This window comes from Saccharothrix sp. NBAS 001 (assembly GCF_056640475.1).
Genome location: NZ_CM153251.1, coordinates 747506 through 761377, shown reverse-complemented (window position 1 = coordinate 761377; position 13872 = coordinate 747506). Strand labels below are relative to the sequence as shown.

The window sequence follows — 13872 nt, the reverse complement described above, 5'->3', positions numbered from 1 at the left end:
TGCGCGGAACCGGTCCCGGTGCGGTGCGGGCTCTGTGTTTCCGCGTCCCCAGACCCGACCCTCGACACGTTCGTCACCCGCGACCGCCTCGGCGACTGGCGGCGGAGCCTGCCGGGCATCGCCCCGGAATGACGGCGGAATCAGCGGCGAGAACGGCGCACGGCGTCATAGATGGTGTGGCGCAAGGTGGTGAGCAGGTAGCCGCGCAGATTCACGTCGGGGCCACGGCCGGCCAGCAGCGTTCTCAGCACCTTGGCGAACACCAGGGAGCTGCACTCGTCGGCATCGCCGTCGTCGAGCCCGAGGTGGCGTGCCAGGGAGTGCACGGCCGCGATGTGGCGGCCGTAGAGCTGGGCGAAGGCGTCGACCTCTCCGCTGCGGGTGGCTTCGATCAGGGCGCGTTCGGTGATCTCGGTGAGGTGGTCCCGCGCTTCGGGGGAGAGCGTGTCGCGGACGGCGCGCTGCACCAGCGCGTGGACCTGCACGCCCTTGGCCGGTTGCGCCGGGTCGAAGGTGATCAGGCTCAGGCGGTGCAGGGCCGACAGGGCGTCGTGCACGGTGTCGGGGGCGACTTCGCGCCCGAGCGCCCGGCCCAGGTGCAGGCGTGCGGCGTCGGCGGTGAACGCGATCAGCGGAGCGCCGGTGGGATCGAGGAACGAGGCCAGGTGCAGCACCGGCGAGGCCAGGTCGGCGGGGGCCAGGGTGTCGGCGAGTTCCACCGACAGCGACCAGGTCGTGGCGATGGTCCGCGCGTGGTCGTCGGGCAGTTCCCCCGGCTCCGGCAACACCTCGGCCAGCGCCTTGTCGCGTGCGCGGAACCGGTCGAGGTACTGGCGGCAGGTCAGGCCGCGGTTGGCCTGGTAGGCGGCGGCCTGCGCCAACGCCAGCGGCAGGCGTCCGAGTTCGTCCGCCAGTTCCTCGGCACCGTCGGTCTGCCCGTCGAGCTTCGCGGTGAGGTAGGACAGCGATTCGATGTCGGTGAAGGTGCCGACGGGCACCACCGTGCGGTCGGTGCGGGCCAGTGACGGATCGCGACGCCGGGTGGTGACCACCACCTGCCCGGCCCGGCCGGTCGTGGGCCACAGGCCGTGCATGTCCTCGGGCCGTTGCAGGTCGTCGAGCACCAGCAGCCACGGTCGGTCGGTGACGGCGAACCACTCCAGCAGCGCCGTGGCGGCCTGTTCGCGACCTGTGACGCCGAGCAGGCGGTGCGCGGCACGGGCGTAGGCGTCGATGATCGCGGCACGGGAGTCGGCGGTCGCCCACAGGGCCAGCCGTATTCGTCGGTCCAGCCACACGCGGGTCGCCAGCGACACCGCGATCTGGGTCTTGCCCACGCCGCCCAGACCGGTGAGCACCGTCGTGCCGGGGGCGGAATCGAGCGCGACGGACCGGGCGCGGAAGTGGTCGGCCTGCATGGGCACGACACCCACGCGCACCCGTTCGTCGGCCTCCTCCGGGACGGGGACGGCCAGCAGGTCCAGGTAGTCGCCGTGTCTTCGACGCCACTGGTCCAGCAGCCGCAGCAGCGCGCCGGTCGACAGGTCGGCCGTCACCGGGCTGCCGTGCCGCGCGCCCCAGCAGGCGCAAGCCACGACGAACATCAACACCGTCCACAGGTCCGGTGCGTCCCTCCGGCCGGCCACCAGGTCGTGGATGGTGGAGTGGGCGAGGGTTTTGGGTTCCAGGCCGATCCGCCGGGCGACGGCGAACGGTCCCCCGTCGCCCGCGTCGTCGGGCCGGGTGCTCCTCGCGAGGTCCCGGTAGGACGGCCCGCCGGCCGAGCGGAGCAACTGCGCCAGGTTCGCCGCGAACCAGCGCCGGGCCTGTTCACCCATCCGGCCTCCCCGTGTCCGAGTCCGTCCGCGCACCGGCTTCAGGACGCCGAGCCCGGCACCCCGGCTGTCCGGAGATGTCCGCGCCGAGGCCGATCCGCGCCGGGCACCGCCATGGTTGCACCAACGCCGGCACCCGCGGGCGTCACAGAAGGGATTGGTGCCATGCCGTTCTTCCTGCTCGGCTCGACCGTGCTCGTCCTGCTCGCCTTGCTGGTGACCGCAGCGGCCGTCGCGCTGTTCGCCGTCGACCGGCGACGGTCCACCCTGGCCCTGCGCCTGGTCTCCACCTTCCTCACCGCCACTTGCGGTTCCGGCGGCGTACTCGCCCTCTTGCACCACGTCCAGCAGACCGGCATGGCGTGACACCCCGCGCGACGTACTTCTCCACTCGAATGGGGAACGCACCGGAAGCGCGGCAACGACACCTCTGATGCGCGGGTGAGGTAGCGCGCCCACCTTTTCGGCACCCCATGGGGATTTCGGCGCATCGCCGAACAAAACAACCCGCGGCGAAGGTCGGAGGTGCCGTGAACCGGCGGGTGGGGCGGTCACGGAGATCGGGATCGAAGATCCGGGTGACTATCAGTTTCGGAAGCCGGCCGGGCGGGCGTCGGACAGGTCGAGCGCGGCGAGCACGAGCACGATCGGCGGCTCGACCGACGCCGGCGGGCGCAGCCGCAGGGGGAAGCGCTGGGCCTGCGCGCCGTGCTGGATCCGGACCGATCGGCGCGGCGCGGCGATCGTCCACCCCGTGGTGCCGCTGCGGTCCACCGCGTCCGCGACGGTCGTCGACGGCCTCAGGCACAGGGCCTGGAGCCGGTACTCCCCTTCGGACACCGTGCCGAACCGCACCTGGTCGGCCCCGGTCCCGATCGCCCGGCCGTCGCCCGACAGGCAGGCGAAGGTCACCCCGCGACCGCCGTCGACGACCCCGATCGGACCGTTCCCGCCCTGGTCACGGCGTCGCTCGGCGATCTCGTCGACGGGGCGGTCGCCCGAGTGGTCCACCAGCGCGCGGAGCCGTCCCGGCGTCATCCCGGCCAACCGGGCGAACTGGGTGGTGAACGTGCCGACGCTCGCGTACCCGGTGTGGGTGCAGATGTCGGCGACCGGGACGGCGGAGCGCACCAGCATCCGCTCCGCCTCGTACATCCGCAGCGCGGCGAGGAACCTCGCCGGCGTGGTGCCGGTGATGTGCTGGAACACCCGGTGGAAGTGGAACGGGCTGAGGTTCGCGGCCCGCGCGTGGTCGGGCAGGTGCTGGGGTTCCCCGAGCCGATCCCGCATCCAGCCGATCGCGCGTTCCACGCCCTCGGTCCAGTCCCGGCTCACCTCAGCGGACAAAGGCATGCCACCCCCTGATAATTCGATTGCATATCCTATAGCGAGTGGCTGCGATAGCGTATCGCCTGAACGGGTAGTCGGCGACCACCCGATGATGTGAGGAGTGGACATGGCGGAAGCGGCGGCACGTGCGCGGGAACTGTTCGACGAACTGGCGGAGGAACTCGCGTCGAGCGGTGTCGACCGGGGCAGCCTGTTCGGCAAGCCGTGCCTGAAGTCCGGCGGCAAGGCGTTCGCGTGCCAATTCCGAGACGGCCTCGCGTTCAAGCTGGCCCCCGACCCGCACGCCGCGGCGCTCGGGCTCGACGGCGCGGTCCTGTTCGACCCGTCCGGCAAGGGGCGGCCGATGAAGGAGTGGGTGCTCGTGCCGGTCGGGCACGCGTCGCGCTGGCGGGAGTTCGCCGACCACGCGCGACAGCAGATCGGCGGTTAGCCCGAACGGAACAGCAAGCTCGGAGAAACGCGGGCCGCACGGGTGCCGGCAGGCTGCGAATCGCAGCCGAGCAGAGGTGCGGTCATGGGTAACCCCTTTGGATACGTCCAGCTCGCGACCAGTGATTTCGCGCGGGCACAACGGTTTTACGGCGAGCTGTTCGATTGGCGGCTCGAAACCACCGGATCCGACGACCAGCCGTACGTGGAGATCCGCGTCGGCGACGTCCCAGCGGGCGGGATGATGCCGGCGGCACCGCACGCGCCATCGGCGTGGGTGCCGTACGTCAAAGTGGACGATGTCGCCGTGGACACCGGGAAGGCGCGCGATCTCGGCGCGACCGTGGTGGTCGAACCGGCCCAGCTGCCGGACGGGAGCTGGTACAGCGTCCTGATCGACCCGACCGGCGCGGCGTTCGCGTTGCACGGCCCCATCGCGGCGCGTTAGCCTTGGCGCCCAAGGGAAAGCGTCGATCAGTCGTCGCCGCATCGGGCCTGGTCGCGTTGATGCTCGCGTTGGTCGCGGCGGGTGCGGACGCGCCGCGAGCGCGGCAGTCCGCCGAATCGGAACCCGAGCAGCAGGGCCAGAACCTGCTCACCCGCGGGCGGTACCTCGCGACGATCGGCGTCTGCGAGGCGTGCCACACCCCGCCCGCCGTCCCGGAGAAGCCGCCCGACCCGTCCGACGTCGGCCAGATCGCCCGGGAACGCGAGTTCCGCACGGATCCGGACTGGAAGAAGTACCTCGACGAGACGCGCCGCAACGCCGGCGGGGTGCCGTTCATCCTGCGCTTCTCCTCGACGTCGAGCGGTGTCGTGTACAGCCGCAACATCACGCCGGACGTGGAGACCGGGATCGGGCGATGGTCCGAAGAGGACATCGTGCGGGCGTTGCGCACCGGGGTCACGCCCGACGGGCGCGTGCTGTTCCTGTTCGCCCCGCACACGTTCTTCGCGTCGATGGCGGACTCCGACGCCGCCGCGCTGGCCAGGTACCTCAAGTCGTTGCCACCGGTGAAGCACACCGTGCCCGACCGCGAACTGCCCTTCGCGCCGCAACCCGCGCCGGACGTGCCGCACCCCGAGGACCCGCCGCGCGGCCGTACCCAGGAGCGCGCCGAGTACCTGCTCTCCGCCGTGGTCGGCTGCAAGGAGTGCCACTCCCACCACGAGGACGGCCAGTTGAAGGAGTTCGTCGGCGGCGACCCGAAGGACGCGTTCGTCGGCGTGTTCCGGCTCGGCCCGGACCTGCCGCTGCGCGCGCAGGAGCGGGGTTTCGCGGCGTTCCCCTACCCCGGCTACGCCGTGCTGTACGGCGGGAACCTGACGAGGTTCGGCCGGGGCGGTCCGAACTCGGACGTGTCCGCGCCGCGCCTGGTGCGGGCGATCCGGCAGGGCATCGCCGTGGAACCCGACGCCTACGGCCGGCCCCGGCCGCTGGAGCACATCATGCTGTGGCAGTTCTACGCCCAGATGAGCGATGACGACGCCTACTCCATCGCGCAACTGGTCAAGCGGCTGCGCTACGTGCCGCACGAGGTCCACCAGGGACCGATCCGGTTCGGCGAGGACTGGCGCGCGGCGTTCAAGCAGGTGTTCGGCGAGGACCCGTCCACGAACGACGAACGCGTCTTCGGCAAGACGACCAGGTGACCGCAGGTCCGACGAGGAGGGGATCGGCATGGTGTCCGCAGAGGGTGCGGGCGACTCCCGGTACCGGGAGTTGCTGACGAGCTACCAGGCGCTCAGCGAGCAGCACGACGAGTTGGTGCGGCAGATGGGCGACCAGATCCGGCCGTTCCCGGGTGCGGGGGTGGACGGGTTCCTGAGCCACTTCATCATCTCGCTGGAGGTCTTGCAGGGCGACATCGCCGGCACGACGCTCTCGTTCACCATGCCGCCCGCCGCGCAGACGGTGTCGCGGTCGGCACCGTTCGTCTACCGGGGCCCGGAGGCCCGGCACGTCGTCGAGGTCCCCCTGCCCGCGGACTGCACGCTGCCGAGCACCATCGGCGAGGACGACTTCATCACCCGCCCGGACGGCTACTTCGAACCGGGCCGCGAGGTGGTGTGGATGCAGATCCTCAACCTGGACGCGCGCATGGAGCACGAGACGATCGGACCGATCCGGATCATCCTCGGCGAGACCCTCAAGCGCGAGTACCCGGACGTCTTCCAGCCCTCGCTGGGCGTCGCGCAGGCGCTGGGCCGGCGCGGCGGCTTCCCGGCCGCGCTGTACTTCAACCCCTACGCGTTGATCGAGACCCCGTTCGGGGTGTTCCGGGCGATCCACGGCACCCTCGCCTACGGGCGCATCACCGGGTTCCCGCCGATCGGCACGCCGGTGAGCATCGCCGACTGCGTCCCGCTGGAGAACGTCGAAGAGGTGCGGCGGACCCGTTCGCTGCGCGCCGTCGACGAGTCGATCGAGCCGTTCGGCCGCATCGTGGCGCTGTCGCACCCGATCGACGTGCCGATGCAGCTGCCCGGCGACGAGGCGTTCCGGTTCGTCGAGCGGCGGATCGCGCGGGCCGGCAGCGGTGCGGGCTGAGACCGGATCGCGGACGGGTGCGGCGGCGCGGGACCGGTCGGGTGCGCCGGCCGTGCGGCTGCGCGGGGTGTCCCGGATCTTCGGCGGGGTCCCGGCGCTGGTGCGGGCGGACCTGACCGTCGAACGCGGCGAGTCGGTGCTCCTGCGCGGCCACAACGGCGCGGGCAAGAGCACCCTGCTCCAGATCGTCGCCACGGCGCTGTCCCCCACGTTCGGCGGCGGTGAGGTGCTCGGCTTCGACCTCGCCGCCGACCGGCGGGAGATCCGGCGGCGCACCGAGTTCCTCGGCCACCGCGCCCGGATGTACGACGAGTTGACGGCGGCGGAGAACCTCCGGTTCTGCTGCCGGATGCACGGGCTGCCCGACGACGGCATCGCCGGCGCGCTCGCGCGGGTGGACCTGGACGTGCGGTCGACGGCCCTGGTGCGCACCTACTCCCCCGGCCTGCGGCAGCGCCTCGCGCTGGCGCGGGTGGTGTTGCGCCGCACCGAACTGCTCCTGCTGGACGAGCCGTACGCGTCCTGCGACGAGGAGACCAAGTCGGTGGTCGACGACGTGGTCCGGGCGGCGCTGCGCGAAGGCCGCACGGTGGTCGCCTCCACGCACGACTCCGGGCGCGGCGGGTGGGCCGACCGGACGGTGCGGCTCGCCGGAGGCCGGGTGCTCGCCGCGGTGGACGCGTGATGGGACACCTGGCCGAGGCGGCGGCGATCGTGGTCAAGGACCTGCGGGTGGAGTTGCGGGCCCGCCACACCGCCGCGGTGGTCACGCCGTTCGTCGCCACCCTGGTGCTCGCGTTCGGCCTGGCCCTCGGGCCGGGCGGGGCGGTGCTGGAGAGCGCCGCGCCGGGGCTGGTGTGGGTCGCGGCGCTGTTCGGCACCGTGCTGGCGGGTCGGCGGGCCTACGAGAACGAGTTCACCGACGACGCCATGACCGGCCTGCTGCTCGCTCCGGTGGACCGCGCCGGGGTCTTCACGGGCAAGGCCGCGGCACTGGTGGCGCAGGTGCTCGTGCTCGAAACGGGTGTGCTCGTGCTGGTGGCCCTGCTCTACGGGCCGGGGCGGGACGTCTCGCTGCCCGTGCTCGCCGCCGCGCTGGTGCTGGGGGCCTGCGGGCTCGGCGGCCTGGGCGCGCTGCTCGGGGTGGTGGCGGGCGCGGTGCGCAGCCGCGAGGCGTTGCTGCCCCTGCTGATGTTCCCGCTCGCGGTGCCGCTGCTCGTCGCGGCGGTGCGGGCCACGGCCGCCGCGTTGCACGGGGGTGGGGCCGGCAGCGGCGGGTGGCTGGCGTTGCTGGCGGCGTTCGCCGTCGCGTTCTGGTCGCTCGGGTTGCTGCTGTTCGATCACATGGTGGAGGACTGACGTGCGGGCGGTGTACCGGATCTTCACGACGGGTGGCCGTCGCGCGCTGGGCTGGTCGGCGATCGGGTCGCTCGCGCTCGCGGTCGCGGTGTCGCTGCTCGTGCCCGCCGACGCCGAGCAGGGCGAGATCCAGCGGTTGATGTACCTGCACGTGCCGGCGGCGTGGCTGGCCTACCTCTCGTTCACCGTCGTGTTCGTGGCGAGCGTGGCCTACCTGCGCACCCGCCGGACCCGGTGGGACCGGATCGCCGAGGCGTCGGCGGAGGCGGGGGTCGTGTTCGCCGCGCTCACCATCGTGCTCGGCGCGCTGTGGGGCAGGCCGGTGTGGGGCACGTGGTGGACGTGGGATCCGCGCCTGACGACCACGGCCGTGCTGGTGCTGGTCTACCTCGGCTACCTCGCGGTGCGCAGGTTGCCGGACAACCCGGCGCGGGCGTACCGGTGGGCGGCGGTGATCGGGATCGCGGGGTTCGTCGACGTGCCGATCGTGCACCTGTCGGTGGTGTGGTGGCGTTCGCTGCACCAGCCCGCGTCGGTGCTGCGGGTCGACGGGCCGACCGTCGCGCCGGAGATGCTCGCCGCGCTGCTGCTGGCGCTCGTCGCGTTCACCCTGGTGTACCTGTGGTTCACCGCGACGCGGATGCACTTGCGGCGCTTGGAGGAACGGGTGTTGTCCGCCGCGTTGCGCGACGTGCCGGCGGGGAGCGGTCGATGACCTACCTGGTGCTCGGCTACGCGGTGACGGCGGTGGTCCTGGTCTGGCGTGCGGTGAGCCTGCACGGGCGGGTGAAGCGGACGCGGGAGCGGTTGCGCGCGATGGGACCCGCTGCGGCGAGGCGGCCGTGATCCGCCCGCGCGTGCTGGTCCCGGCGGTGGCGCTGGTCGGCGCGGTGGCCTGGGTGCTGGCGCAGGGAATGGGCGACAGCCTGGTCTACTACCGCACCCCCAGCGAAGCCGCCGGCACACCTGCCGGTGAACGCGTGCGGCTGGGCGGCCGGATCAGCCCGGGTTCCGTCGCGGGCGAGGGACGGCTCGTCCGGTTCGTGCTGACCGACGAGAAGGCCGAGGTGCGCGTGGTGCTCGACGGCACGCTGCCGGTGACGTTCCGGGAGGGGCAGGGCGCTGTGGTGGAGGGCGCGTTCGACGCCGGGCGGACGCTGCGGGCGGACACCGTGCTCGTCAAGCACGGCAACAGGTACAGCCCGCCGACCGGAGACCGGGGTTAGGGGTGGGCGCGCTCGGGCACGTCGCCCTCGTCGTCGCGTTGGCGGCGGCGGTGTGGTGCGGTGCGGCGGCGGTGCTGGCCCGACGCCGTGGGCCGGCGGTGGCGGCGAGTGCCCGCGCGGCGTTCGGCGCGGTGCTCGTCGCGGTCGTGACGGCGAACGCGCTGATGGCGATCGCGTTGCTGCGCAACGACTTCACGCTGAGCTACGTGGCGGCCAACTCGGACCTCGCCACGCCCACCTGGTACCGCGCGGTCGCGCTGTGGTCGGGCGACGAGGGCTCGTTGCTGCTGTGGAACCTGGTCCTCGCCTGCTTCGCCGCGCTGGTGGCGCTCAGGTCCAAGCCCGGCACCCGGCCGACGGTGTGGGCGGTGCTCGCCGGGGTGCAGGTGTGCTACCTCGTGCTGGTGCTCGTCGCGGACCCGTTCGCGGCGAGCCCGGTCGTGCCGGCCGACGGCGACGGCGCGCAACCCCTGTTGCGCAGCAATGTGTTGATGGCCATCCACCCGCCGGTGCTCTACTGCGGGCTGATCGGTCTGACCGTCCCGTTCGCGCTCACCGTCGCCGCGCTCGTGGACGGCCACGACGACGCGGCCCGGCTGGAGGCGGCCCGGCGCTGGATGACGGCGGCGTGGTGCTTCCTCACCGCAGGACTGCTGCTCGGCGCGCTGTGGGCCTACGTGGTGCTGGGCTGGGGCGGCTACTGGGCGTGGGACCCGGTGGAGAACGCCGCGCTGCTGCCGTGGCTCACCACGACCGCCTACCTGCACTCCTCGATGGTGCAGCGGCGACGCGGACTCCTGCGGGTGTGGAACCCGAGTTTGGTGATCACGACCTTCGCGCTCTCCGTCCTGGGCACCTTCCTGACCAGGGGCAGCCTGCTCACCTCCGTGCACTCCTTCGCCACCTCCGCCGTGGGCCCGGTCTACCTGGGCATGCTCGTGGTCGTGGTGGTCGGCGGGTTCGGCCTGGTGGCCGCACGGGCGGGCCGGCTGCGCGCGGACGCGGCGGGGAACGCGGCGCTGTCGCGCGAGAGCCTGGTGCTGGGCAACAACGTGCTGCTGTCGGCGCTGGCCGCCGCCGTGCTCGGCGGCACCCTCTACCCGATCGTGGCGGAGTTGGTCGACGGCACCCGCGTCGCGGTCGGCAAACCGTTCTACGAGCAGACGACCGTGCCGTTGCTGCTGGTCCTGCTGGTGCTGGCCGGGGTCGGCCCGGCGGCGTCGTGGCGGACGGGTTCGGCGGCGACGGTGGCCCGCCGCGTCGCGCCCTCGGCGGCGTGCGCGCTGGTGGCGGGCGCTGCGGTCGGCCTGCTCGGCGGCGCGTCGCCCGGCACGGCGCTCGGGGTGACCGCGGCGGTGTTCGCGGGGTCGGCCAACGTCGTCGAACTGGTCCGGTCGCGCTCGGGATGGCGGTCGCACGGCGGCCTGATCGCCCACACCGGCCTCGCCGTGGCGGCACTGGGCATCGTGTTCTCCAGCGGGCAGGCCCAGTACGCCGACGTGACGCTGCGGCCCGGTGAGCACGTCGCGGCGCTGGGCTCGGACGTGCGCTTCGCCGGCCTGGACGAGCACGCCGAGCCGGGCCTGTCGACCTTGACGGCCAGGCTGGAGCTGTTCCGGCCGGACGCCGCGCCGATCGACCTCACCCCGCAGCTGACCGGCTATCGCGGCAGCACCGACCCGACCGGCCTGCCGGCCATCCACCGGGGGTGGTGGCAGGACACCTACGTGGCGCTGCTGGCGGTGAGCCGACCCGACGACCACGCGACGTTCCGGCTGTACGTGAACCCGGGGATGACGTGGCTCTGGCTGGGCGGCGCGATCACCGTGCTCGGCGGGCTGCTCGCGGGACTGTCGCGGCGCGGGCGCACGGCGGAGGAACCGCTGGTGCCGGCCGGTGTCGGCGCGCCGTGAGGCGGTGGCGGGTGGCCGTGGTCGCCGCCGTGGTCGCGGCGGTGGTCGGGCTGCTGGTGGTGGCGGTGGTGCGCGGCCCGGGGCGGCGGACCGTGCCCGCCGAGGGCCGGGCCGCGCCGGACTTCACGCTGCCGAGGTTGGACGGGACGGGGGACGTGGGCATGGCGTCGTTGCGGGGCAGGACGGTCGTGCTGAACTTCTGGGCGTCGTGGTGCGCGCCCTGCCGGGCCGAGTTCGAGGTGTTGCGACGGCAGTCGGACCGCTTCCGCGATCGCGGCGTGGCGGTCGTCGGAGTGCTGTTCCAGGACTCCCCCGACGCCGCCCGGCGATTCGTCGCCGAGACCGGGGCCGACTGGCCGGTCCTGGTCGACGGGGAGGCGGAGGTCGCGCTGTCCTACGGGGTGCGCGGCCTGCCGCAGACGTTCCTCGTCGCGGGCGACGGCGTCGTCCGGACCGTCTACACCGGACAGATCGATGAACGGGCGCTGGCCGAGGACCTGGAACGGGCGACCGGAGGAGCGGGATCGTGAAGCGGTGGCTGTTCGTGGCCGCGCTGCTGGCGGCAGTGGCGTCCGCCGTGGTGCTGAGCCGGACCTGGACCGGGTCCGACGACGTCGACGCGCGGGCCCAGCGGATCTCGGCCGGGTTGCGCTGCCCCACGTGCGAAGGCGTCTCGGTCGCCGACTCGCCGACCCCGATAGCGCGGGACCTGCACGCGCGGGTGGTCGCCGAGGTGCGGGCCGGGCGGTCCGCCGACGAGATCAGGGGTGGCCTGGTGGCCGCGTACGGCGACTGGATCCTGCTCAGCCCACCGACGCGCGGCGTGGGGTGGCTGCCGTGGGCGCTGCCGGTCCTGGTGGCCGTCGCCGGTTGCCTGTTCTGGGGTGCGGCGCTGCGCCGGCCGGTCGACGTTCCTCGCGGGAGCGGCGCGGCGTTGCGGGATCACCCTGACGGCACGGGGGAAGTGGGGCCGTGAACTGGTGGTTGGCGGCAGGCACGTTCGCGTTGTGCTGGGTCGTGCTGGCGATCGTCCTCGCGCCGCTGGCGCGCGGCGGGCGGGGACGACCGGCCAGGCGTTGGGTGCTGCTCGCCGTGCTCGTCGCGGGACTGGTGCCGATGGTCCTGCTCGCCCGGCCGGCGGACCCGCGCCCCGCCGATCCCGGCCCACCGGGTACCTCATCACCCCCGGCGATGGTCGACCGCGCCAACGACGTCGGCTCCCGGCTGGAACTGGCCAGGGTCTACGCCGCGCAGGGTGCCGCGGACCAGGCGATCGACCAGTACGTCGCGGTGCTGCGGCTGGACAACCGCAACGCCGAGGCGTACGCGTCCCTCGGCTACCTGCTGCACCTGGCCGGCCGGTCGGAGGACGGGCTGTGGTCGGTGGAGGAGGCGTTGCGGATCGACCCCGGCCGGGCGGACGCGGTGTACTTCCGAGGTGCCATCCTGATCACCGGCCTGGACCGGCCCGCCGAGGGTGAGGCGAGCCTGCGGGAGTACCTGCGCAGGGAGCCGCGCGGCAGGTACCAGCGCGACGCCGCCGAGCTGCTGGAGCTGGTGAAGCCCGGAACGCGCTGACCCCCGCTCGCTGCCGTCGAGGCCGGTCGAGCACGAACCCAGGTGGTCGATTGCCTTCGCCGGGCCGACGACGCAACACATCTTCAGAGAAGCACGAATTGACGCAACGAACATCCACGATTCGCAATGTCCGCTGGATGAATCGCGCGCCGCAGCAGCCCATCCTCTAAGAGCCTCAAGTCGAGTCCATCCCGGCCTCGACAGGGCGATCGGGCTACCTGAGGAGGTTGCGCGTCATGGCGGACCAAGATGGCAGGACGGACAGCGAGGGCGCTGATAGCAAGCCCGACAGGCGGGTTGCACGGCGCACCGCGTCGCCGGCGGGGCGAGGGATCGCCTGGGCCGAGCGGAACGCGGCAGCGATCACGACTTGGGCGGGAAACCTCACCGACTCCGGATCGCTCGTCCTCGCGATCCTCGGCCTGCACGACCTCTCCATGCTCTTGCGGCTGGTCTCGCTTCCCCTGCGAGCCGGCTCGCTCGCCGTGCGCGCGCACGGCACGAAGGCTCGGGGCGACAACCGACGCCGTGAACTCGTTCTCGAAGCAGTGGGACTGGGCCTGAGCCTGGCATCCCTCGCGTTGATCGGCTGCCTTCCCGCAGTCTCGATCAGCTTGAAGATCGCGGCGTTCGCGTGGCACGTGACTGTTGCACGGTGGCTCTCGCGGAAGTAGCCGCGACGCCCCCGAGCCGGCTCGTCCCCAGTGGACGGGCCGGCTTTCTCCGTCCGGACCACGGCCCTCGACAGCAGGGTTTCGTTCAGAGCGGGTCGGCGGACCAGCGGTCGCCCGGTTGGAGGGCGTCGCGCCGGTACTGGCGGTTGCCCATCACGTCCCACGCTCCTTGCGGAACCTGCTTGTCGTGCGGGATGTAGGCGTGCCAGATGTCGAGCTTCTCCTTCGCCCACTTGTCTTCGACGTTCGGGGAGACGCGGGGAGAGTCCATGATGTAGCAGAAGTGGGTTTCGGCCGGCCGGACGCAGTGGCCGGCGGAGTCGAGGTTGGCGGTCAGGGCGAACCTGGCGGCGTGGACGTGATCGATGTGATCGCCCTGCTGGAGTCCCTGCGGGTCCTGGGTCCGGAGCACGACGGGGGAGACCAGGGAGATCAGTCCCTTCAGCAGTTCGAGGAACGAGGCGCGGTCGTAGGACGGGCGCTTGTCGATGGGGGTGGCGGAGTAGGCCGGCCGGGTCCACATGTAGTACAGGTCGCCGTTGTCGTCGCCGGCCGCGGCGCTGATGAAGGTGTGGACGAGGTGGACCGTGCCGCCATTCGGGCTGGTGAGGGTGTTCCTGGTGAGCGCGCGGGTGCCGACCTTGAGGTCGTTCGTCGCCCAGACCGGCTTGTCGACCTTGAGCGCACGAGCCCACGCCGCGCGGGAGCCGTCGGCCCTGCTGTCCGCGTATTGCTTGCAATCCGGGCCGCGATCGATGTTGCCCGCGGTCAGGTACACGATCCACCCGGTATCACCGGTTTGGACTTCCTTGGCGATAGCCGGGTTCAGAAACAGCAGATCATCATCCTGGTGCGCGACGAACGCGAGCGAAACCATGGACCCCTCCTCCGTGCAGGACAAAGGCCAGCCTCCACCCCACACCACCACCGTGGACAGGAACACGGCCGAATACCCAC

General features: G+C 72.4%; 18 protein-coding genes. 15 read left to right on the top strand and 3 right to left on the bottom strand.

From position 1 onward, the window contains the following. Nucleotides 1-140: 140 nt before the first annotated feature. Complete coding sequence (locus AC0HI0_RS03370) at nucleotides 141-1838, bottom strand: sigma factor (RefSeq protein ID WP_480930754.1); 1698 nt, start codon at nucleotides 1836-1838, stop codon at nucleotides 141-143. Between the two features lie 162 nt (nucleotides 1839-2000). Between AC0HI0_RS03370 and AC0HI0_RS03365 the strand changes: the two genes are divergently transcribed. Then, nucleotides 2001-2201: a hypothetical protein gene (locus AC0HI0_RS03365; RefSeq protein ID WP_480930753.1), complete on the top strand. Its 201-nt coding sequence runs from the start codon at nucleotides 2001-2003 to the stop codon at nucleotides 2199-2201. A 219-nt stretch (nucleotides 2202-2420) separates the two neighbouring features. Here the strand turns inward: AC0HI0_RS03365 and AC0HI0_RS03360 are convergent, their stop codons facing one another. Next, nucleotides 2421-3188: a helix-turn-helix domain-containing protein gene (locus tag AC0HI0_RS03360; protein WP_480930752.1), complete on the bottom strand. Its 768-nt coding sequence runs from the start codon at nucleotides 3186-3188 to the stop codon at nucleotides 2421-2423. Nucleotides 3189-3291: 103 nt separating this feature from the next. On the opposite strand from AC0HI0_RS03360, the gene AC0HI0_RS03355 reads away from it, so the two are divergent. The 14 genes from AC0HI0_RS03355 (at nucleotide 3292) to AC0HI0_RS03290 (ending at nucleotide 12915) form a co-directional block, all read left to right on the top strand. Further along, the gene (locus AC0HI0_RS03355; RefSeq protein WP_480930751.1) at nucleotides 3292-3615 is read left to right on the top strand and encodes a hypothetical protein; all 324 of its coding nucleotides are present in this window, start codon (nucleotides 3292-3294) and stop codon (nucleotides 3613-3615) included. Nucleotides 3616-3699: 84 nt separating this feature from the next. Further along, nucleotides 3700-4062: a VOC family protein gene (locus tag AC0HI0_RS03350; protein WP_480930750.1), complete on the top strand. Its 363-nt coding sequence runs from the start codon at nucleotides 3700-3702 to the stop codon at nucleotides 4060-4062. Nucleotides 4063-4121: 59 nt separating this feature from the next. After that, complete coding sequence (locus tag AC0HI0_RS03345; protein WP_480930749.1) at nucleotides 4122-5267, top strand: hypothetical protein; 1146 nt, start codon at nucleotides 4122-4124, stop codon at nucleotides 5265-5267. A gap of 28 nt (nucleotides 5268-5295) precedes the next feature. Continuing rightward, on the top strand, nucleotides 5296-6165 hold the full coding sequence (locus tag AC0HI0_RS03340) for a hypothetical protein (RefSeq protein ID WP_480930748.1): 870 nt from the start codon (nucleotides 5296-5298) through the stop codon (nucleotides 6163-6165). Then, nucleotides 6155-6850: an ATP-binding cassette domain-containing protein gene (locus tag AC0HI0_RS03335; RefSeq protein WP_480930747.1), complete on the top strand. Its 696-nt coding sequence runs from the start codon at nucleotides 6155-6157 to the stop codon at nucleotides 6848-6850. The genes AC0HI0_RS03340 and AC0HI0_RS03335 overlap by 11 nt, the downstream gene beginning before the upstream one ends. Next, nucleotides 6850-7524 (top strand): heme exporter protein CcmB, encoded by a 675-nt coding sequence (locus tag AC0HI0_RS03330; RefSeq protein WP_480934245.1) that lies wholly within the window; start codon nucleotides 6850-6852, stop codon nucleotides 7522-7524. Before AC0HI0_RS03335 ends, AC0HI0_RS03330 begins: the two co-directional genes overlap by 1 nt. 1 nt (nucleotide 7525) lies before the next feature. Then, a complete protein-coding gene (gene ccmC, locus AC0HI0_RS03325) occupies nucleotides 7526-8239 on the top strand; it encodes a heme ABC transporter permease CcmC (RefSeq protein ID WP_480930746.1) in 714 nt (237 codons plus the stop codon). Beyond that, the gene (locus tag AC0HI0_RS03320; protein ID WP_480930745.1) at nucleotides 8236-8370 is read left to right on the top strand and encodes a hypothetical protein; all 135 of its coding nucleotides are present in this window, start codon (nucleotides 8236-8238) and stop codon (nucleotides 8368-8370) included. The genes ccmC and AC0HI0_RS03320 overlap by 4 nt, the downstream gene beginning before the upstream one ends. Further along, a complete protein-coding gene (locus tag AC0HI0_RS03315) occupies nucleotides 8367-8750 on the top strand; it encodes a cytochrome c maturation protein CcmE (RefSeq protein WP_480930744.1) in 384 nt (127 codons plus the stop codon). The genes AC0HI0_RS03320 and AC0HI0_RS03315 overlap by 4 nt, the downstream gene beginning before the upstream one ends. A 2-nt stretch (nucleotides 8751-8752) precedes the next feature. Continuing rightward, nucleotides 8753-10663 carry a heme lyase CcmF/NrfE family subunit gene (locus AC0HI0_RS03310; protein WP_480930743.1) on the top strand — a complete coding sequence of 637 codons (1911 nt, stop codon included), beginning with the start codon at nucleotides 8753-8755 and terminating at the stop codon, nucleotides 10661-10663. Beyond that, nucleotides 10660-11193 carry a TlpA family protein disulfide reductase gene (locus tag AC0HI0_RS03305; RefSeq protein WP_480930742.1) on the top strand — a complete coding sequence of 178 codons (534 nt, stop codon included), beginning with the start codon at nucleotides 10660-10662 and terminating at the stop codon, nucleotides 11191-11193. Before AC0HI0_RS03310 ends, AC0HI0_RS03305 begins: the two co-directional genes overlap by 4 nt. Beyond that, nucleotides 11190-11639, top strand: coding sequence for a cytochrome c-type biogenesis protein (locus AC0HI0_RS03300; protein WP_480930741.1), 450 nt, complete (start codon nucleotides 11190-11192; stop codon nucleotides 11637-11639). Before AC0HI0_RS03305 ends, AC0HI0_RS03300 begins: the two co-directional genes overlap by 4 nt. Continuing rightward, entirely contained in the window at nucleotides 11636-12241 is a 606-nt protein-coding gene (locus AC0HI0_RS03295) for a tetratricopeptide repeat protein (protein ID WP_480930740.1), read from the top strand. The genes AC0HI0_RS03300 and AC0HI0_RS03295 overlap by 4 nt, the downstream gene beginning before the upstream one ends. A 236-nt stretch (nucleotides 12242-12477) precedes the next feature. Further along, nucleotides 12478-12915: a hypothetical protein gene (locus AC0HI0_RS03290; RefSeq protein ID WP_480930739.1), complete on the top strand. Its 438-nt coding sequence runs from the start codon at nucleotides 12478-12480 to the stop codon at nucleotides 12913-12915. Between the two features lie 85 nt (nucleotides 12916-13000). Here AC0HI0_RS03290 and AC0HI0_RS03285 read toward each other — a convergent pair whose 3' ends face one another. After that, nucleotides 13001-13792 carry a PIG-L family deacetylase gene (locus AC0HI0_RS03285; RefSeq protein WP_480930738.1) on the bottom strand — a complete coding sequence of 264 codons (792 nt, stop codon included), beginning with the start codon at nucleotides 13790-13792 and terminating at the stop codon, nucleotides 13001-13003. Nucleotides 13793-13872 lie beyond the last annotated feature (80 nt).

Coding starts and splice junctions, on each gene's coding strand:
- AC0HI0_RS03285 (WP_480930738.1), bottom strand. CDS start 13,792: ATGGTTTCGCTCGCGTTCGTCGCGCACCAGGATGATGATCTGCTGTTT.
- AC0HI0_RS03365 (WP_480930753.1), top strand. CDS start 2,001: ATGCCGTTCTTCCTGCTCGGCTCGACCGTGCTCGTCCTGCTCGCCTTG.
- AC0HI0_RS03360 (WP_480930752.1), bottom strand. CDS start 3,188: ATGCCTTTGTCCGCTGAGGTGAGCCGGGACTGGACCGAGGGCGTGGAA.
- AC0HI0_RS03340 (WP_480930748.1), top strand. CDS start 5,296: ATGGTGTCCGCAGAGGGTGCGGGCGACTCCCGGTACCGGGAGTTGCTG.
- AC0HI0_RS03350 (WP_480930750.1), top strand. CDS start 3,700: ATGGGTAACCCCTTTGGATACGTCCAGCTCGCGACCAGTGATTTCGCG.
- AC0HI0_RS03290 (WP_480930739.1), top strand. CDS start 12,478: ATGGCGGACCAAGATGGCAGGACGGACAGCGAGGGCGCTGATAGCAAG.
- AC0HI0_RS03370 (WP_480930754.1), bottom strand. CDS start 1,838: ATGGGTGAACAGGCCCGGCGCTGGTTCGCGGCGAACCTGGCGCAGTTG.
- AC0HI0_RS03345 (WP_480930749.1), top strand. CDS start 4,122: ATGCTCGCGTTGGTCGCGGCGGGTGCGGACGCGCCGCGAGCGCGGCAG.
- AC0HI0_RS03355 (WP_480930751.1), top strand. CDS start 3,292: ATGGCGGAAGCGGCGGCACGTGCGCGGGAACTGTTCGACGAACTGGCG.
- AC0HI0_RS03320 (WP_480930745.1), top strand. CDS start 8,236: ATGACCTACCTGGTGCTCGGCTACGCGGTGACGGCGGTGGTCCTGGTC.
- AC0HI0_RS03330 (WP_480934245.1), top strand. CDS start 6,850: ATGGGACACCTGGCCGAGGCGGCGGCGATCGTGGTCAAGGACCTGCGG.